18 protein-coding genes are annotated in these 20,174 nt (G+C 35.1%); 10 read left to right on the top strand and 8 right to left on the bottom strand.

Annotated elements, in window-relative coordinates:
• Positions 1–50 precede the first annotated feature (50 nt).
• The 3 genes from C1H58_RS01220 to C1H58_RS01210 all read right to left on the bottom strand — a co-directional run bounded on the left by C1H58_RS01220 (position 51) and on the right by C1H58_RS01210 (position 1,985).
• The gene (locus C1H58_RS01220; RefSeq protein WP_050331609.1) at positions 51–365 is read right to left on the bottom strand and encodes a CHY zinc finger protein; all 315 of its coding nucleotides are present in this window, start codon (positions 363–365) and stop codon (positions 51–53) included.
• 24 nt (positions 366–389) lie between these two features.
• Positions 390–1,322 carry a UDP-N-acetylmuramate dehydrogenase gene (gene murB / locus C1H58_RS01215; RefSeq protein WP_481864905.1) on the bottom strand — a complete coding sequence of 311 codons (933 nt, stop codon included), beginning with the start codon at positions 1,320–1,322 and terminating at the stop codon, positions 390–392.
• Between the two features lie 144 nt (positions 1,323–1,466).
• Positions 1,467–1,985, bottom strand: a complete 519-nt coding sequence (locus C1H58_RS01210) for a GrpB family protein (RefSeq protein WP_060830275.1) — start codon at positions 1,983–1,985, stop codon at positions 1,467–1,469.
• A 118-nt stretch (positions 1,986–2,103) separates the two neighbouring features.
• Between C1H58_RS01210 and C1H58_RS01205 the strand changes: the two genes are divergently transcribed.
• The 3 genes from C1H58_RS01205 (at position 2,104) to C1H58_RS01195 (ending at position 4,980) form a co-directional block, all read left to right on the top strand.
• Complete coding sequence (locus C1H58_RS01205) at positions 2,104–2,997, top strand: EMYY motif lipoprotein (protein WP_165545056.1); 894 nt, start codon at positions 2,104–2,106, stop codon at positions 2,995–2,997.
• A 206-nt stretch (positions 2,998–3,203) separates the two neighbouring features.
• Positions 3,204–3,524, top strand: a complete 321-nt coding sequence (ytxJ, locus tag C1H58_RS01200) for a bacillithiol system redox-active protein YtxJ (protein WP_016424506.1) — start codon at positions 3,204–3,206, stop codon at positions 3,522–3,524.
• Positions 3,525–3,861: 337 nt separating this feature from the next.
• Positions 3,862–4,980: a glycerate kinase gene (locus C1H58_RS01195; protein WP_165545055.1), complete on the top strand. Its 1,119-nt coding sequence runs from the start codon at positions 3,862–3,864 to the stop codon at positions 4,978–4,980.
• Between the two features lie 172 nt (positions 4,981–5,152).
• Here C1H58_RS01195 and pepT read toward each other — a convergent pair whose 3' ends face one another.
• The 4 genes from pepT to gdpS form a co-directional block, all read right to left on the bottom strand.
• Positions 5,153–6,385: a peptidase T gene (gene pepT, locus C1H58_RS01190; RefSeq protein ID WP_165545054.1), complete on the bottom strand. Its 1,233-nt coding sequence runs from the start codon at positions 6,383–6,385 to the stop codon at positions 5,153–5,155.
• Between the two features lie 23 nt (positions 6,386–6,408).
• Positions 6,409–6,903: a threonine/serine exporter family protein gene (locus C1H58_RS01185; RefSeq protein WP_050331995.1), complete on the bottom strand. Its 495-nt coding sequence runs from the start codon at positions 6,901–6,903 to the stop codon at positions 6,409–6,411.
• A 26-nt stretch (positions 6,904–6,929) separates the two neighbouring features.
• Positions 6,930–7,691, bottom strand: a complete 762-nt coding sequence (locus C1H58_RS01180) for a threonine/serine exporter family protein (protein ID WP_050331604.1) — start codon at positions 7,689–7,691, stop codon at positions 6,930–6,932.
• A gap of 360 nt (positions 7,692–8,051) precedes the next feature.
• Positions 8,052–9,122, bottom strand: coding sequence for a GGDEF domain-containing protein GdpS (gdpS, locus tag C1H58_RS01175; RefSeq protein WP_050331603.1), 1,071 nt, complete (start codon positions 9,120–9,122; stop codon positions 8,052–8,054).
• Between the two features lie 663 nt (positions 9,123–9,785).
• Between gdpS and C1H58_RS01170 the strand changes: the two genes are divergently transcribed.
• Positions 9,786–10,835: a glycosyltransferase family 4 protein gene (locus C1H58_RS01170; protein ID WP_050331602.1), complete on the top strand. Its 1,050-nt coding sequence runs from the start codon at positions 9,786–9,788 to the stop codon at positions 10,833–10,835.
• A gap of 266 nt (positions 10,836–11,101) precedes the next feature.
• Here C1H58_RS01170 and C1H58_RS01165 read toward each other — a convergent pair whose 3' ends face one another.
• A complete protein-coding gene (locus C1H58_RS01165; protein ID WP_165545053.1) occupies positions 11,102–11,737 on the bottom strand; it encodes a YigZ family protein in 636 nt (211 codons plus the stop codon).
• Between the two features lie 553 nt (positions 11,738–12,290).
• Between C1H58_RS01165 and fakB1 the strand changes: the two genes are divergently transcribed.
• The 6 genes from fakB1 to prfB all read left to right on the top strand — a co-directional run bounded on the left by fakB1 (position 12,291) and on the right by prfB (position 19,948).
• Positions 12,291–13,175 carry a fatty acid kinase binding subunit FakB1 gene (fakB1, locus tag C1H58_RS01160; RefSeq protein ID WP_165545052.1) on the top strand — a complete coding sequence of 295 codons (885 nt, stop codon included), beginning with the start codon at positions 12,291–12,293 and terminating at the stop codon, positions 13,173–13,175.
• 248 nt (positions 13,176–13,423) lie between these two features.
• Positions 13,424–14,713 (top strand): DEAD/DEAH box helicase family protein, encoded by a 1,290-nt coding sequence (locus C1H58_RS01155; protein ID WP_165545051.1) that lies wholly within the window; start codon positions 13,424–13,426, stop codon positions 14,711–14,713.
• 14 nt (positions 14,714–14,727) lie between these two features.
• Positions 14,728–15,381 (top strand): ComF family protein, encoded by a 654-nt coding sequence (locus tag C1H58_RS01150; RefSeq protein WP_169925599.1) that lies wholly within the window; start codon positions 14,728–14,730, stop codon positions 15,379–15,381.
• 64 nt (positions 15,382–15,445) lie between these two features.
• Positions 15,446–16,006: a ribosome hibernation-promoting factor, HPF/YfiA family gene (gene hpf / locus C1H58_RS01145; protein ID WP_016424517.1), complete on the top strand. Its 561-nt coding sequence runs from the start codon at positions 15,446–15,448 to the stop codon at positions 16,004–16,006.
• A gap of 279 nt (positions 16,007–16,285) precedes the next feature.
• The gene (gene secA, locus C1H58_RS01140) at positions 16,286–18,814 is read left to right on the top strand and encodes a preprotein translocase subunit SecA (protein WP_050331598.1); all 2,529 of its coding nucleotides are present in this window, start codon (positions 16,286–16,288) and stop codon (positions 18,812–18,814) included.
• Positions 18,815–18,843: 29 nt separating this feature from the next.
• Positions 18,844–19,948 (top strand): peptide chain release factor 2 gene (gene prfB / locus C1H58_RS01135; RefSeq protein ID WP_372448654.1). Its coding sequence is split into 2 segments (ribosomal slippage): positions 18,844–18,906 and positions 18,908–19,948, totalling 1,104 coding nucleotides; the frame shifts between segments, so codons are not numbered across the junction.
• The last annotated feature ends 226 nt before the right edge of the window (positions 19,949–20,174 follow it).

Below are 20,174 nucleotides of genomic sequence, written 5' to 3'. Positions count from 1 at the left end.
TATAAACAAAATAAAAAGAATTCCTGATTTTAGCTCAAATGAAAACCATATTAAATCTCGAAATAGTGATGATAATGAAATTTACATCGATTATTAAAATGGGCATCACATTCTGGACAAGCTTCCGACATCATATAAGTTTCAATTGACATTTCATGGCCGCAAACGCCACACATAATGGCCTTTACTTGGAATTCATCTGAATGCCATCGTTTTGGGCGATGCTTCTCAGATTCATTATGGCACTTAAAGCAAGGGTAATATTTTTCACAGCATTTAAACTTTATTGCAATAATATCATAAGGCGTATGATAATGAATACATCGTGTTTCTTTATCTACAGTGGCACCATACACTTTAGGCATACTATTCGCTCCTCACATCAGTTACTATTGATCTTCTAACTTTTCTCCAATAATGCGAACTTCACGTTCTAATCCAACATCAAATTTCTCTTTTACAACAGATTGAACATGGTGGATGAGACTTTCATAATCTGTTGCTGTCCCGTTATCAACATTTACCATAAATCCTGCGTGCTTTTTCGATACTTCTACGCCACCAATACGATGACCTTGCAAGTTTGAGTCTTGTATGAGTTTCCCAGCAAAATAGCCAGGTGGGCGACGGAAGACACTCCCACATGATGGATATTCAAGCGGTTGTTTTGACTCTCGACGCTCTGTTAAATCATCCATCTTTTCTTGAATACTTTCGAGCTGACCAGGTGTTAGGGTAAAGGCAGCTTCAAGGACAACGTAATGTTGCTGTTGGATAATACTATTTCGATAATCGAGTTCTAATCCATTATGTGTGAGTTGGAGCAATTCGCCTCGTTCGTTAATCACACGTGCATAATCAATGACATCTTTAATCTCGCCACCATATGCGCCAGCGTTCATGTATACAGCGCCCCCAACTGAACCTGGAATACCGCAAGCAAATTCAAGCCCTGTCAGTGACAAATCACGTGCTTTTCTTGAAACGTCAATAATTGCTGCACCACTGCCAGCAATTATCGTTGCATCAGAAGCCTCGATATGATTTAAATCTAATAAACTTAAAACAATGCCTCTAATCCCACCATCACGAATAATAATGTTAGAGCCATTACCTAAATAAGTTACTGGAATTTGGTTATCGTAAGCATATTTTACGACTTTTTGTACATCTTCATATGAATCAGGCGAGATGTAAAAATCTGCATTACCTCCAGTTTTTGTATAAGTATAACGTTTAAGGGGCTCGTCTACTTTAATGATGCGTTCTGGGACGAGCGCTTTTAACTCTTGTAAGATGCTAGAATGATTCAAAATTAACATCCTTTCTTTGTCTGTATTCGTTGATAATTTAATTATTTCTGCAACAAAGTTCTGCTTAATATTTTGTTTTAGAAATGTCGGCAGAAATTTATTTAATTCTATTTTAACTGTTTTATGATAAAGCGTCATGTTTTAATCGAAATTCTAAGACGAATATTGACGCAGATTTTTAAACCATTGTGCTTTTTGTGCTTCATAATCTCGAATAGCTAACGTTGTATCTGTCAATTGCTGTTTTTGTGTTGAAAAATAGTCAATGGCTTTTGGATGGGATGTTAACAAATCATGATATTGCGCATACTGTTCGAAAATAGGAGTGTGACGTTGGAGAATATGCAGTCGGACTTCCTGTTTTAAATCAATTAAGTTATTAAACTTCGCCATCATAACCTTTTTTTCGTAAGGATGATGCAAACGATAAAATCCAGCGTAATTTAATCTTTTTTCATCTAATGAAGTAATATCATGAAGGTTGTCCACACCGACTAAAATGTCTAGGATGGGTTCTGTAGGATAGTTAAAATGAAAGGTCCCTCCGATATGCTGTGTACTTTTCACTGGAGACTTCAATAAGTTAAAGAGAATATCTTGATATTTTTGATATTGTTGCGCATAAAAATCTTGGTGTTGCTCGGTAATAAAAGGTTGAACATGACGATACATGTGAAAGCCTCCTTATGGCTAAAATAAGGCATTTTGCTTAATTCTGCATAACTATAACATATATTATTTTCAAGTTAAATATGTTTCTGTATAATACGAATTAATAAGGGGTGCAATGATGAAAAAATGGATTAAAATTATAATTTTAAGCTTTTTAGCGCTCATGTTACTTCCGGCATGTATGCATTCGTCTGAAGACCAATTAAAAGCGTTTGATCAACATATGAAAATAGTCAATGAAAAAGAACGCATATTAAGTAAAACACTCAATCAAATGGACTTAAATCAAATTCATTATTTAAGTCAAACCGATACGACAGATAAAAATAAACAAGCATTTAATGACATAAAAAAAGCAATCGATCAAAAGTTAAAGCCGAAATTTAAAGATTATAAAGAGGAAGCCAATCAACTACCAGCACGAGATGATACATTGAAAGCATTAAAATCAACTTATTTAAAAGGAATTGATCAAAAAGAACATGAAATCAAACAATTGGATTCATTTATAGCACTTTGTCAAAAATCTATTCAATCCAATGAAAAAATTCTAGATTCTACACAAGCATTTGAAAAACACCGTAGTCGTGTCGAGTCGCAAATGAACTTGGCGAAACAAACAGAACAAGGTTCAAGAGAAAATGAAATGCTTGAAAATAAACTCATCAGTAACAACCAAGAGATTAAAGAGATAGCAGAAAAATCAATGAATGCTAAAAGTGAGAAGGCACAATTAGATGCCATTCATAAAGAAATGCTACCGCTCATTCAAGGACAAATAAAAGAACTAAATAAAACGCAATTAAAAGACAGTGCAACAAATAACGCGCGTCAAAATGCGATTGAAATGTATTATAAATTAGAACGTTATTATCAAGAAAGAGCGAAAACGATTCAATATAGTGAAAAATTATCAAAATTTGATGTGAATCAATTAGTAACAAAAGGGGACGATTTAGAACGTTTCGATCAACCTTTTGAAAAAGAAAAAAGAAAGTTAGAGTCTAAATAAGATCGCTCGTAATACTAAGGATTAAAGGGGAATCATATGCGTCATAAGGAAGAAAAGAATGGATTTCATACGTGTAGATTTCCAGTTTCAATCAAAATTAAAGGTTAACAAGGATAGATTATGTGTGTATAATGGTACACATTGAGAAAAGTTGAATTAAATGACAGATAAAAGACAAACAGAAAATATACTTAGAGGTGAAGAGAATGGCGATAAAGCTAACTTCGATTGACCAATTTGAGCAAGTGCTTGAACAAAACAACTATATTTTTATATTAAAGCATAGTAATACATGTCCAATTTCCGAAAATGCATTTGACCAGTTTAATAAATTTTTATATGAACGTGATATGGACGGTTATTATCTCGTTGTTCAAGAAGAAAGAGAATTATCGGATTATATTGCTGAAAAAACAGGTATTCAGCACGAATCACCACAGGCATTTTATTTTGTAAATGGTGAGGTCAAATGGCATGATAGCCACAATAATATTAATGTATCTTCACTTGCGCAAGCTGAAGAGTAATCAATTTGTAAAATGGAACGCTTATAGGGTATTGTAGAATCACTACAAAATGTCTATAAGCGTTCTATTCGTTTGTATTCAATTATAAGTCAACGCTATAATATGGAGTGGTTGAACAATCCATGATTATTAAAATGGACAAATAGAGAGAAAATGGAAGCTTAATCTTTCCAAAAGCATACCTTGTTATAGCGTTTATGCAAGCAAGATACCTATTGTATTATAATTGTAGCGCTCATAGTACGCTAGCAGTTTGAGCAGTGAAAAAACAGTATAATCAATAACGAATCGTTTCAATTTGATATTTAAGAGATATGAGAGATAAGAGGGTGACAAAATGAAAGTTTTAGTTGCGATGGATGAATATAACGGCATTATTTCGAGTTATGATGCTAATCGCTATGTGGAAGAAGCTGTAGCGAGCCAATTAGAATCTGCAGATATCGTTCAAGTTCCATTATTTAATGGTAGAAGAGAATTGCTGAACGCTGTATTTCTATGGAAGTCTGGAACACAGTATCGAATCTCTGCGCATAATGCTGAAATGCAAGCTGTTGATGTCACATACGGCCATACAGATGATGGTTTAACAGTGATTGAAGCAAGTCAATTTTTAACAGGTCAAGCGCCACACGTCAACTTGACAAGCTATGGTCTTGGTGAAGTCATTCGACATGCGTTAGATAAAGCGGCACAACATATCGTTATTTCAGTTGGTGGCATTGCTTCATATGATGGCGGTGTGGGTATGTTAGAAGCGTTAGGTGCACGTTTTTATGATGACGAAGGTCAACGTGTTGACATGACAAAAGGTGCACGCCAAATTAAGCATGTTCGTCATATTGATACAAGTGATTTGGATCAACGGTTGCAACAATGTCGTATCCAAGTTTTGGTCGATTTTGAAAGTAAGTTATATGGTAAACAAAGTGCGATTATGAAAACTTATATAGAACAGCAAATAGATAGAACTCAAGCTGTAGAAATTGATAACCTATTATGGTATTTGAGTGAGTTATTTAAAAATGAACATCAATTGTTGTTAGGTCCTATTGAAAGAGGCGGTGCAGGCGGTGGGACTGCTGCAACTATGGCGGCACTGTTTAATGCTGAAATCAATACAAGTCATGAACTTGTTGATCAAATTACAGGTCTTGATCAATTAGTTGGACAAGCGGATTTAATCATCTTTGGTGAAGGTATAGATGAACAAGATGAAATTATAGATACATCATCATTGCGCATCGCTGAATTATGTCAAAAACATGATAAAGTTTCTGTGGCATTGTGTGGCACTGCAGATAAATTTGAACGTTTCGAAGCTTTAGGTGTAACGGCTATGTTTAATAGCTTTATCGAAATGCCAAAACAATTGACAGACTTCAAAATGGGGATTCAATTACGCCATAATACAATACAAGCCATCAAGTTATTGCGCACGCATTTACCACAATAAAAGAAGTTTAGGATAACAATAATTTGAGTTGTTTTAAGATGACATCTAGATTGAGGGGGTTAAATTGCCTCCCTCAATGAAGAATGCTTTCAAAGCGAAATACAATTGATAAAAAAGAGTCAGAGAATACAGTTTCTCTGACTCTTTTTGACTTCTTTTGACAGCAATAAAGTTATGCTTTTTGATTTTCAGCCACTTTTTGTACGACACCAATGATGACTTGAACTGCTTTTTCCATAACATCAATCGATGCATATTCATAGGGCCCATGAAAATTGTCACAGCCTGTGAAAAGATTTGGTGTCGGTAACCCCATAAATGATAATTGTGAACCATCTGTACCACCACGTATAGGTGCAGTATTTGGCGTAATGCCTAAATCTTTATAAACGGCTTTAGGAATATCTATAATATGTTGAAGTGGTATGATTTTTTCTGCCATATTATGGTATTGATCATGAATGACAAGGTTTACAGGATTGTAATAATACTGTTCGTTTATCTTCTCTTGAATTTCAATTAAAGTTTGTTTTCGATTTTCGAATGAAGTACGATTATGATCTCGAATAATATATTGTGATGTAACTTTTTCAACATTACCGTTCATTTGCATCAGGTGGAAGAATCCTTCGTAACCATCTGTATGCTCTGGAACTTCTTGAGCAGGTAGCGATTGATGAAAAATATTCGCCAGATTTAAAGCGTTGACCATTTTATCTTTTGCAGAACCCGGATGAACATTGACGCCTTCAAAAGTAATCGTTGCTTCTGCAGCATTAAAACTTTCATATTGAAGTTCGCCTAATTGACTACCATCCATTGTATAAGCAAAATCTGCATCAAAACGTTCAACATCAAATTGATGTGGCCCACGACCAATTTCTTCATCAGGAGTGAAGCCTACTCGAATACGACCATGTTTAATCTCTGGATGATCTAATAGGTAACGTAATGCTTCCATGATTTCTACGACGCCTGCTTTGTCATCTGCACCTAATAATGAAGTGCCATCAGTCGTCATTAAAGTATGCCCTTTAACTTTAACGATGTCTGGAAAGACTTCAGGATTGATTTCACGTCCAGATGTACCTAATTTAATAATACCGCCATCATAATTGTCGACGATTTGAGGATTGACATTTGCAGCATTGAAGTCAGGAGAAGTGTCTACATGAGCTAAAAAGCCAATAGTTGGCACCGGTACTTCAATATTGGTTTCTAATGTCGCAAATAAATAGCCTTGATCATCTAAATCTGTTTGCAATCCCATCGCTGACAATTCTTTCTCTAGAAGATGTAATAAATCCCATTGTCTTGTAGTGGAAGGTGTTGACTCACTATTGGGATCAGATTGTGTATTAATTTTAGTGTAGCGTGTGAGTCTTTCGATAATTTGTTCTTTCAAGTTGACCACTCCTTCTCTTTACGTTAAATACGGTTATTCATATGATAACCTTTACGATAAGTCTTACCTTTAAGTTTACCATAGTAATGCTTGATGCGTGTATAGATATAATAGAAGATCTCAGCGCAGAGTATTCCAAAAGCTATCGCGCCAGACGTTAGTGTTACTTCTAAAAACTGGTTTACAGCGGGTGTATAGGAATTTGATACTAATAGTCGTGTTGCTTCATAAGCCGCGCCTCCTGGTACAAGAGGAATAATACCAGGTAATATAAAAATAATGACAGGGCGTTTATAACGGCGGCTCATCGTATGACTCATAATCGCTAATATAAAGCTTCCAAGAAAAGCGGCCATAACGATGCCGTAGTTCATATCTACAGTGAATTTATAAATGGACCAACCCATTGCACCTACAAAGCCTGACGCAACTAGCAATCGCTTAGGTGCATTGAATATAACTGAAAATAGCATTGTAGAAATAAAACTAATCATAAACTGCGCAATGTAATACAAAATGACGGTCAATGCTTCCCACACCTTTCTTAAAATATGAGTAATACAATCGCGACGCCTGCTCCGATAGCAAAAGAGGTTAATGCGGCTTCGACACCTCGAGACATTCCGGCAAGTAGTTCTCCCGCCATTAAGTCACGAATGGCATTCGTAATTAAAATACCTGGGACAAGGGGCATAACACCAGCGATTGTGATAATATCCTGATTGATTGCCCAACCCATTTTAGTAAAAAAGGCAGCAATCGTAATCACGACCATTGCACTTATAAATTCAGAGAAAAATTTAATCTGTATAAAGCGTTGTACTAAATCAAATGTTAAAAATGCCGCGCCACCTGCAATAACTGCATAAATAAAATCATGTGCGACACCGCCAAACATGAATAAGAAAAAGCCACATGCAATGGAAGCGGATATAAATTTAATAATAAACGAATACTGTAACGAAGCATGGTCTAAATGAATTAACTCCGATTTTGCTTCGTCTAATGTTAAAGCATTTCGTGAGATTTTTCGTGAGATATTATTAGCCATTGCAATTTTTTCTAAGTCCGTCGTACGTTCACGCACCCGAACAAGACGTGTATTCGTACGATCATTTAAAGAAAAGATGATGGCTGTAGATGTGACGAAAGCATATGTATCTTCAAGTCCATAACTTGCAGCAATTCGGCCCATTGTATCCTCAACTCGGTACGTTTCAGCACCACTTTCTAGTAGGACTTTACCTGCAAGTAAGACAACGTCAATGACTTTATCTTCATCTATAATCGTTAATGCCTCTGCCATGACTATGCCTCCTTTTTAATAACAATCAATTGTCAGTCTACATTGGAATAAAGGGTCTTGCAATATATAATACCTATGTTTTCAAAAAATCATAAGCAAAAGCTTTACATATGGGGAATAAATAATATTTTTCATAATAGGCCCACTCTCAAAATTATCTCAAAATAATTTCACAATTTCACATTAAAAAAAGGAGATTCATTCAATGCGCTATAGCGTTACTTTAGTTTCTGAACTAGGTGTTGTTGTTACAGAATTATTTTCTTTTCTACTTTGAAAAAACGACTAAAAATATAGCACTCAAAAAAGACACTTCGCGTGGATGAACGTGTCATACGCGAAGTGTTTAAAGCATCTTGCTTATTGTAATTTAATAATTGGATTAAACATGACTTTATTACGGCCTTCATTTTTTGCAACGTGGAGCATGTCATCTGCATCTTTAAAAACTTTTCGATGAGATTTATGTGCTTCACTATCTAAATAGCCGACACCAATCGATACAGAAAGTTTAATCACCGTTTTATCAGGAAGGTGAAAATTAGACTTTTCAACTGCTTTTCGAATATTTTCGGCGAGTTTCACACATTCATCTAAAGAATAATGACGAAGGACAATCGAAAATTCTTCACCGCCATTACGAAAAATTTTAGTCTTTTTAGGTACGTAATTTTGAAATAAGTGAGACATTTGTTTTAAAACAGCATCTCCAGCACGATGTGTATGTGCATCATTGACATCTTTGAAACCATCAATGTCTATCAGTAATAAAGCTAAACTTTGGTTATTATCATCTGCAATACGTGAGACTTCGTTGAGATGACGGTCAAATTCTTTAACATTTCCTAATCCCGTCAAATAATCCACCGTTTCTTCATTTTCGTAACGTTCGATTAAAGAGAAAAATCTTAATAAATCAACATAGAAAATCGCTGTTACTAAAGTAGCGATAACAGAAAGTGGTATTAAGTAGATGACTTCTTTGATATCATACGATGGCATAAATAATGCAATAACGGTCAAAATAATGATACTTAATACATTCAAAATTTGAATTGCAACGACATGGTTCTGTTTTAAAAATGGGCCAATAGTACTCACAACGCCTGCAATGATAATCAGTGCGATAGCATAAGTTAAAGATGTAGATAATACAAAATAGCCGACAAGTGCAATAATAATGGCTGAAATAAATGTGTAAAAGGAATTTGTATAGCGTCCTAAAAATAGTAAAGGAACAAAAGAAAGTTGAACCATATAATGTTCTATGGGTACGGGATATAATGCTAGTAATAGTCCAACAATTGTCATCAATACGGTGATATAGCTTTTTGAAAATCTAAAATCGTGTGATTCTGCGTATTGAAGACGATGAAATAAATATATACCAGCAATGGTTACTGAAATATTATAAATAATAGCTTCAATCATAATTTATGACTCCTTTTCTTGACCATTAGTTATTGTAAGTGAAATGTTACATTTTGTCATTCGTTTTTATAAGAGAAAATCAGAATTTTAAATGATAAAACGTCGTGTTAGTATTTTTATAATAAGTTAAAATATCACAATTGTGTCAAAATGGATAGCGATCATAACGCATAGAGTGATCATGAGAATAACGTAAAAGAATATACAATGATAATGAAAAAGAAAATAATAATTTTCGCTTCTATAAATGTTATTAAAGGCATTTACATGTTAATATATGATAATATAATAAAGTGTTTGAAGCGTTTGAATGGTAGGATATATAACAGGATTGAGCGTGTAAAACCATTTTTAAATAGATTTTAATGCAAATAGTTTTATTTTAAAATAAAAAGTATGATTATTTGATTCATGCTAAAAGCGCAATCGCGCATAAGATGACGTATGCGCTTTACAAGCGTGCGCAATTTACCGTTTGAAGTTTATAAAAGATGAATGTTGGTTCTAACTTCTAGATTGTCTTATACAAAGCATTCTAACTTTTATTTATGTTTTAGTACAGTTCATTCTTTACGTTAAACTTTCTAAAGGTAGCTCATTATAAATATGCTGTTGTTTGTCGAATATTAATAAAGAAAATTTTCATTTATTGAAGGTGAACTGATGTATACTTTAATACTCATTGGCGTTTCAATGATAGTCAGTTTGATGATTATACCTGTCGTTATCGCTGTTTCTAAAAAATTGGATATTGTTGATAAGCCTAATTTCCGTAAGATCCACACTAAGCCTATTTCAATGCTGGGAGGATCGGCGATTTTACTCTCATTTTTAATTGGTATATGGCTTGGAGAACCTATTGAAAGGGAAATTAAGCCGTTACTTCTAGGTTCAGTTGTGATTTATTTAGTGGGTTTGATTGATGATTTATATGACCTTAAACCTATTATTAAGTTGATAGGTCAAATATTAGCAGCAACTGTAGTTGTCTCTTATGGGGTGACCATTGATTTTATTTCCTTGCCTATTGGACCAACGATTCATTTTGGATGGCTAGGTATCCCAATTACTATTTTTTGGATTGTCGCCATTACAAATGCCATCAACCTTATTGACGGTTTAGACGGTCTAGCTGCAGGGGTATCTGTCATTGCATTAGCTACGATTGCATTTATTGCCATCTTACAAGGTAATATCTTTATCATCATGATTTGTAGTGTATTAATTGGTTCACTACTCGGTTTCCTCGTATTCAATTTCCACCCGGCAAAAATATTTTTAGGGGATAGTGGGGCGTTATTGATTGGCTTTATTATTGGCTTTGTGTCATTACTTGGTTTTAAAAATATTACATTTATATCCTTGTTTTTCCCGATAGTCATTTTAGCTGTACCGTTCATTGATACTTTATTTGCAATGATTCGTCGTGTGAAAAAAGGACAACATATTATGCAAGCAGATAAATCGCACCTCCATCATAAACTGTTGGACTTAGGTTATACACACCGTCAAACCGTCATACTCATTTATTCCATCGCTTTCATGTTTAGTGTTGTAAGTATTATTTTATACTTATCACAACCATGGGGCGTATTCTTAATGATTATTTTGATTGTGGTTACAATTGAGTTGATTGTCGAGTTTACTGGGTTAATTGACGATGATTATCGACCATTACTTAACTTAATTTCAAAGCGAAAAGAGAGTAGATAATAGTGTAGTCTTTTCAAATCCATTTTTACGACAGAATCTTAAGAATGGATTTAGTATTAAGAAGATGAAGCGCTTTTAATTAGTCAAGTATTAAATTTTTAAAACTTAATTCAACGAAGTTCGTTTGTTCATAAACAAGTTAGAACGGGATTGGGAGTAATGCCCACTCCCGTTTTTGTTTGTTTTCATGAAAGGATGTTGAGGATGAATGCATCAATGATTTTACACCAGTCATGGAAGGGTAAATTGATTTTTGAAGTCATTCGTTAATCGATATCGAAAGGCAAACGTTTAACAGGGTCTTCTTTCATGGTGAACTTGCCTTGCGTATGTTGGTTTACAAATTGAATATACGCATCGTAATCTTCTTCTAACACATCGATATGATATGTAACTTGATCCGTATAATTTGTGTCTCTTAATATGAAGTTGGTACTTTGAAGTTCGTGCTCAAATTTACCTGTCAGTTCATATGCAATTGATAGTCGTGTTGGAATCGCAGGCTTTAAAGTAACACGTCCAATATCTTGGATGACATCTCTCACTGCGCCACCATATGCACGAATCAGACCGCCCGTACCTAATTTAATGCCTCCAAAATAACGTGTAACAACAACCGCTGCATTATGAACCTCCAGTTTTTTTAACATTTCTAACATAGGGACACCTGCTGTACCACTAGGTTCACCATCGTCATTTGCTTTTTGAATTAACATGGTATCCCCAATTGTATATGCTGAACAATTGTGTGTGGCTTCACGGTGTTCTTTCTTTTTGGTCTCAATAAATGCTTTTGCTTCTGATTCATCTTGCACAGGTTTGATATGTGCGATAAATCGTGATTTATTAATTACATTTTCTATGATATGTTCATCTTTTATTGTAATGACTGAATCTGTCATAAATGTCACCCTTTATTGTTCAAATTACTTTGTCTATTATACTATATTAACAAGTCTCATATAAGATTAGGCAAATGTTGCAATATTTTTTGTTCTTGATGCCACACCACGAGATGAATTTTCTTATAGGCTATAGTACAGTTATCATGAATAAATCGAGCGTCTTTCACGTATTGTTAAAACGCAATAATTGATGTGCGTTAGGTGATTGCATCCACATACCTATTGGAAACCTATGAAAACTGTTGGTATAATTATAAATTGTTGTATGTTAAAACAATAGCAATATAATAAGAAATCTGATATAAAAGAAAGTATCAAGTACATATTGTAAGGATTTGTGTCTTTCGGTTGAATTAAACTGGAGGTGTAATGGCGCGGGTAGGTTTAGTTTAAATATGCATAGCCATACTTGACAACGTTCGAGTCCGAACTGCACACATTGACAATTATCGCTATTTTTTCGATTAGCGTTTATATCACTTAAATCATATCAAAGTGATTGCAAATAAAATACACGATTGTGTTTTAGCTTTTAGAGGAGGAAATAAAAATGAAGATAGCTGTGATGACTGATTCAACAAGCTATATCCCTCAGCATGTTTTAGAAAAAAATAATATTCGTGTTGTACCATTGAGTATTACATTGGAAAACGGTGAGAATTATAAAGAAAATATTTCAATTTTTGCAGATGAATTTTATGATATATTAGAAAAATCAGCAACAATTCCGACGACAAGTCAACCCGCAATTGGCGAGATGATAAATGCTTATGAAGCATACAAAAATGAGGGCTATACAGATGTAATTACGGTTCATCTTTCAAGCGGTATTAGTGGTGCGTATCAAACAGCATTACAAGCAGCTGATATGGTTGAAGGTATTAACGTTCACCCAGTTGATTCAAAAATTGCATGTTTACCAGAGGGCGCACTTGTTATTCGTGCGTTAGACCTAATTGCTCAAGGTTTAGATGTACAAGAAATATTAGCCGATTTGATTGAAATGAGAGATCATACAGGTGCTTTTTTAGTTGTAGATGATTTGAAAAATTTACATAAAAGTGGCCGAATTACTGGGGCGCAAGCATGGATTGGAAACTTACTCAAAATGAAACCCGTGCTTACATTTGAAGACGGTTTAATTGTTCCTTATGAGAAAGTCCGTACAAAAAAGAAAGCGTTGAAATTAATCGAACAAAAAGCAATTGAATTAGCTGATCGGTTTGAAGCTGCAACAGTAATGGTGATTGGCGGAGATAATAAAGAAGAATCTCACCATGTCTATGAAGATCTGCTAGAACGTTTTCCTGAAAAAAATATTATTTTTTCAGAATTTGGTCCAGTTATTTCATCTCATTTAGGTTTAGGTGGTTTTGGGATTGGTGTAACGAATCGTGATATCCGTTTACCTGAAGCAGATGAAGAAGTTGAATAAACATATTCGAAGCATAAGGCATTTTAAAACCAAACGCATAGTGTTGGTTTTAAGGTGTCTTTATTTTTGTGATGCTTAAAGACGAATTTGCTTATAAAAGATGATAAATTGCCAGTTATTTAAATTCTTCGGCCTGTCATTGATTTTTGAATAGCATGAAGTTACAAAAACAATGTGTAAATATTTTTTAAAGCGAGAAAGTAATTCATTGGACATAGGCGTGTATATAGGTGAAAGGGGCCACTTAAATGTATCTTAACGGACAATTGATTACTGATGTAGCGCTATGTAGGAAAGTAGATATCGAAACACAACAGAAAGGCATTGAACGAACGAAACAAGGATGGTTTTGTGCGAGATGTGCAACAACAGCTTCTGAACATTTTTATCGTTACAAGAGTCCCTACCACGAAAAGACAGTTGTATATTGTCGCCACTGTGTTCAAATGGGGAGGATTGATAATTTAACGACGGTCTATATAATGAAAAGTTTAATGAAGTGTACAACAGGGGAGTACCATCTCACTTTCCAGCTGTCGGAACAGCAACAATTTGCTTCTGATCGTATTGTACAAGCGGTTATGAATTTTGAAAGTTTACTACTTCACGCTGTAACAGGTGCTGGAAAAACAGAAATGATGTTTGAAGCTATTGCACGCGCAAGACGTGCCGGATACAATGTGGCGATTGTATCTCCGCGACTAGATGTTGTGGTTGAACTCAGTTATCGTGTTCAACAATCATTTCAAAGCGAAGCAATCGATGTGCTACATCAAGCGAGTAAACAGCGTTATGATGCGCATTTTGTGATTTCAACAGTACACCAACTCTACCGGTTTAAAAATCATTTCCATGTGATATTTGTAGATGAAGTGGATGCTTTTCCTTTATCGATGGATACCACTTTAATGAATACAATTGAAAATGCCGCAAGAACGCATAAAAGTTTGATTTATATGACAGCTACGCCACCTAAAAAATTAAAAGCACAGTTTGATGATAAACATACGATTACTTTACCTGCTCGCTTTCATCAAAAGCCACTTGTCGTCCCACGTTTTAAATACTTTAAAGTTCGTTTTTCCAAAGTTCAATTTTATCTTCTTAATCAAATGAGACATCAACAAAAACAGCAACGAACCACACTGATTTTCTTTAGTGATATTCAACAAATGCGAAAATTTTTTGAAACGTACCGTCATCAAATAGATCAACTTCACTTTGTGCATAGTGAAGATAGTGCGCGCATAAAGAAAGTTGATGCCCTACGACAAAAAGCGTATTCAATTATGTTAACAACCACGATATTAGAACGTGGTTTTACAATGGCAGACTTAGATGTCTGGGTGGTTGATAGTCACCGATTTTCTGCAACAGCATTAATTCAAATTGCTGGTCGTGTAGGGCGGAAAATGCAAAGCCCAGGAGGTGATGTGTGTTTTTTTCACGAGGGAAGAACAACAGCCATGTATACAGCACGACGAGAAATCAAAATGATGAATCGAATTGCGAGGCAGAAAGGGTGGATTGATGGGTGAGATGCCATTACTGTATGAAAACATATGATGAAGAGGTGGGGATACGATCGCTTTTTTCAAAACCAAAAATTGTGTGTATGAGTTGTGACGAAGCGATCCAAGCTTGCCGTTTTAATAAAGAGGGTCGATGTCCTTATTGTTTAGGTGTCTGTGCATCTGGATATTGTCGTAATTGTGATTACCTCAATCTTTCTACGCAATACTTTGAAACGATAAACGCGATTTTTCATTACCAAGGCTTTATTAAAGCGCTGTTTCATCAATATAAATTTTTACAAGATGTAGCCCTAGCAGAGATTTTTGCTTACTATATTAAAATACCAGCACATGATATTGATTTCATTGTTCCTATCCCCTCAAGTCGAGATAATGATATCAAACGTACATTTAACCCTGTAAAGACGATATTAGATTTTCAAAGAATCGCTTATGTTGATTGTTTAAAGATGAATGTACGACCGAAACAATATACTTTAACGCTAAGCGAACGATTTAAGGTTCAGAATCCGATTTATTTTGAACATGATAAGAGTGTGATATGTTTAGAAAACAAGTCTATTCTACTTATTGATGATATTTACACAACGGGTCATACAGCACATTGTGCCGCAGATGTATTATTACAACAAAAAGTCAGAAAATTAAGTATGTTAACGTTTGCGAGATAGCGTAAACATGTTAAAATATAAGTAAGGAATATATTTTAAAAAGAGGTTGAAAGGAGCGAGCACTATGATTAACTTTGAAATTCATGGAGACAACCTCACAATCACAGATGCTATCAGAAATTATATTGAGGAGAAGATTGGTAAATTAGAACGTTATTTCACTAATGTACCCAATGCAACTGCTCATGTTAAAGTTAAAACATACCAAAACTCTAGCACTAAAATTGAAGTGACAATTCCTTTGAAGAATGTTACACTTCGTGCGGAAGAACGTCACGATGATTTATATGCCGGAATCGATTTGATTAATAATAAACTTGAACGTCAAGTCCGTAAATATAAAACACGTGTGAACCGTAAAAATAGAGATCGTGGTTTTGAAGAAGATGTTTTTGTTGATGTTGAAGGTGCAGAACCAGAGGTTGAAAACGAAGCTACAGATTCTGATATCGAAATCATCCGTTCAAAAACATTTAGTTTAAAACCAATGGATTCAGAAGAAGCGGTTTTACAAATGAACTTATTAGGACATGATTTCTTCGTATTCAATGACCGAGAAACAGATGGTACAAGTATTGTATATCGTCGTAAAGATGGAAAATACGGTTTAATTGAAACTGAATAATCAATATGTCGAGTAAGGAAACGTGAATTTCACCATTTAGGCGCAACCTTTGAGCCTAGTATTATAGAGAATGGAGTTCATGACATATTGGATTGATATTTAAGAAATCTATGGTAGACCATTGCCATAGATTTCTTTTTTAGTAAAATACGCGTATGATAGTAGTGTGATAAATAACGACGGCAATGCAACTGAGTATTTGAGTATAAATTTATACTCAAAAATGGTATGATGAGTTGTTGTAAGCGACACAGTATTAACGCTAAAGGAGCGAACAAAATGGGTTTTTTAACTAAACTGGTTGACGGTAATAAAAGAGAAGTCAAACGTTTAAGTAAATTAGCAGACAAAGTCATAGCCTTAGAAGAACAAATGGCGCTATTAACTGATGATGAAATGAAAGCGAAAACGAAAGCTTTTCAAGAAGAAGTACAAAAAGTTGAAGATATTAGAAAACAAAATAATAAGTTAGATGACATTTTACCTGAAGCATTTGCGCTCGTCCGTGAAGCCTCTAAACGTGTATTCAATATGACACCTTACAAAGTTCAAATCATGGGTGGGATTGCTATCCATAATGGTGACATAGCTGAAATGAGAACAGGTGAAGGTAAAACATTGACTGCAACGATGCCAACGTATTTAAATGCGCTCACTGGTCGCGGTGTGCATGTAATTACAGTCAATGAATATTTGTCAAGTGTACAAAGTGAAGAAATGGCTGAGCTGTATAACTTTTTAGGCCTATCTGTAGGCTTAAACTTAAACAGTTTGAGCACTATCGACAAACGTGAAGCGTACAGTAAAGACATTACGTACAGTACAAATAACGAACTTGGTTTCGATTATTTGAGAGATAACATGGTGAACTATAAAGAAGACCGTGTTATGCGTCCGCTCAATTTTGCAATTATTGATGAGGTTGACTCTATTTTAATTGATGAAGCACGTACACCTTTAATTATTTCTGGAGAAGCCGAAAAATCAACATCACTTTATACGCAAGCCAACGTTTTTGCGAAGATGCTTAAATCTGAAGAAGATTATAATTACGATGTACAAACAAAAGCGATTCAATTAACTGAACAAGGGATTGATAAAGCTGAGCGTATGTTCAAAATAGAGAATTTATATGATGTGAAACACGTTGATATTATTCACCACATTAATCTTGCGTTACGTGCGCATTATACAATGCAACGCGATGTTGACTATATGGTAACAGGCGGCGAAATTTTAATTGTAGACCAATTTACAGGTCGTACAATGCCTGGACGCCGTTTTTCAGAAGGATTGCATCAAGCAATCGAAGCAAAAGAAAACGTAAAAATTCAAAATGAGTCCAAAACAATGGCCTCAATTACATTCCAAAACTATTTCAGAATGTATAACAAGTTAGCTGGTATGACAGGGACTGCTAAAACAGAGGAAGAAGAATTCCGCAATATTTACAATATGACAGTAACGCAAATCCCAACCAACCGACCTGTTCAACGTCACGATAAGTCCGATTTAATTTATGTGAGTCAAAAAGGTAAATTCGATGCGGTTGTCGAAGAGGTTATAGAAAAACACCGTAAAGGTCAGCCGGTATTACTAGGGACAGTTGCGGTTGAAACTTCTGAATATATTTCTAACTTACTGAAAAAGCGTGGTATTCGTCATAGTGTGTTAAATGCTAAAAACCACGAAAGAGAAGCCGAAATTGTTGCAGGTGCAGGTCAAAGAGGATCGGTAACAATTGCAACAAACATGGCCGGTCGTGGTACAGATATTAAACTTGGCGAAGGTGTAGAAGAACTTGGAGGTCTTGCTGTTATTGGTACAGAACGACATGAATCTCGCCGTATTGATGACCAATTACGTGGTCGTTCAGGTCGTCAAGGGGACCAAGGGGACAGCCGTTTCTATCTTTCATTACAAGATGATTTAATGGTGCGTTTCGGTTCAGATCGAATGCAAGCTATGATGAACCGTTTGGGTATGGATGACTCTACTCCAATTGAATCTAGAATGGTTTCTCGTGCTGTAGAATCTGCGCAAAAACGTGTTGAAGGTAATAACTTTGATGCACGTAAACGTATTTTAGAATATGATGAAGTTTTACGTAAACAACGTGAAATTATGTATGAAGAGCGAAATCGCATTATTGATGAAGTTGAAAGTTCAGAGCTCGTAATTCAAATGATGAAATCAACGTTGCAACGAACATTGAATTATTATGTGAATGAAGACGAAGAAAAAATGGATTATGAACCTATTATTCATTATATCGAAGACGTTTTCTTACATGAGGGCGACTTAAAAGAAAGTGAAATTAAAGGCAAAGACCAAGAAGACATGTTTGAAGTCATCTGGGCTAAAATTGAGGCTGCTTATGAGCGTCAAAAATCTCAATTAGGTGATCGTATGCCAGAATTTGAACGTATGATTCTTCTTCGTTCTATCGATGATCATTGGACATCACATATCGATACGATGGATCAATTAAGACAAGGGATTCACTTACGTTCATATGGTCAACAAAATCCGTTAAGAGATTATCAAAATGAAGGTCACGAGTTATTTGATATCATGATGCAAAGCATTGAAGAAGATGTAAGTAAATATATCCTAAAATCAGTAATTACTGTGGATGATGATGTGGAGCGTGAAAAAACAAAGGAGTTGGAGGGGAAGCACGTCTCAGCTGAGGACGGCAAAGAGAAAGCGAAGCCCCAACCTTTTGTAAAGGACCAAGAAATTGGTCGTAATGAGCAATGTCCATGCGGTAGTGGCAAAAAATATAAAAATTGTCATGGAAAATAAGTTGTCGAACATTTGAAGGAGAGATAAATATGGAATTATCAGAGATTAAGCGTAATATTGATGATTATGCCTCGAAATTAGAACAACTAAGGGGGTCTCTTTGACTTAGAAAATAAAGAGACAAATATTCAAGAGTATGAGGAAATGATGGCTGATCCACATTTTTGGGACAATCAAAACCGTGCTCAAGAAATCATCGATAAAAATAATGCGTTAAAGTCAGTAGTTCAAGACTATTACGAAGTCGCAGAAATGATTGAAAATATGGAAGCAACCGTTGAGCTATTGCAAGACGAATATGATGAAGATATCAAGCAAGATGTAGAAGCTGAAGTCATCGACTTTGAAGAGAAGCTCAATCATTTTGAGTTGCAACTCTTACTTAATGGTGAACATGATGCAAATAACGCAATTATAGAGTTGCACCCAGGTGCAGGTGGAACAGAATCTCAAGATTGGACCAATATGTTGTTACGCATGTACCAGCGTTTTTGTGAGCAACAAGGATTCAAAACGGAGATTGTAGACTACCAAGCGGGTGATGAGGCGGGTGTCAAAAGCGTTACCATGCTTGTGAAAGGTCATAATGCTTATGGCTATTTGAAAGCTGAAAAAGGTGTTCATCGTTTAGTACGTATTTCGCCTTTCGATTCTTCGGGCCGACGGCATACGTCTTTCGCATCTTGTGATGTAATACCTGAATTCAACAACGAAAAAATTGAAATTGAAATCAATCCTGATGACATTTCCGTAGATACTTTCCGTGCTTCTGGTGCAGGTGGACAACATATTAATAAAACAGAGTCTGCCATTCGTATTACACACCATCCAACTGGCATCGTTGTGAACAACCAAAATGAGCGTTCACAAATTAAAAACAGAGAAGCTGCGATGAAAATGTTAAAAGCAAAGCTATATCAACTTGAACTCGAGCAAAAAGAACAAGAGTTAGCAGCTATTCGTGGTGAACAAAAAGAAATTGGATGGGGAAGCCAAATTCGATCTTATGTATTCCATCCGTATTCCATGGTAAAAGATCATCGAACAAATGAAGAAACAGGCAATGTCAATGCAGTGATGGATGGCGATATTAGTCCATTTATAGAGGCTTATTTAAGACATCTCATGCATTAAGTTGTATCAAAATAAGGAACGAAAGATGAATTCTATGATGTGATATAGAATTCATCTTTCGTTCCTTTTTTATACATGTTTTTCAAATTAAAAACGCTAAAAAACTGATATTGATGGCGTGTCAGCTCGTTTGTATTTTAGGCTTTAAGGCTTCGCGAAAAGAATTATTTTAAATTGTATTCATTTTTGTTAAATATCAGTGAAACCTGTAAAAACAAGTGAAAAA

Origin of the sequence: Staphylococcus sp. 191 (genome assembly GCF_011174885.1) — a bacterium.
GTDB lineage: Bacteria > Bacillota > Bacilli > Staphylococcales > Staphylococcaceae > Staphylococcus > Staphylococcus coagulans.
Note: the sequence above shows the minus strand (reverse complement) of the source record. Positions and strands in the feature narration are given on the sequence as shown.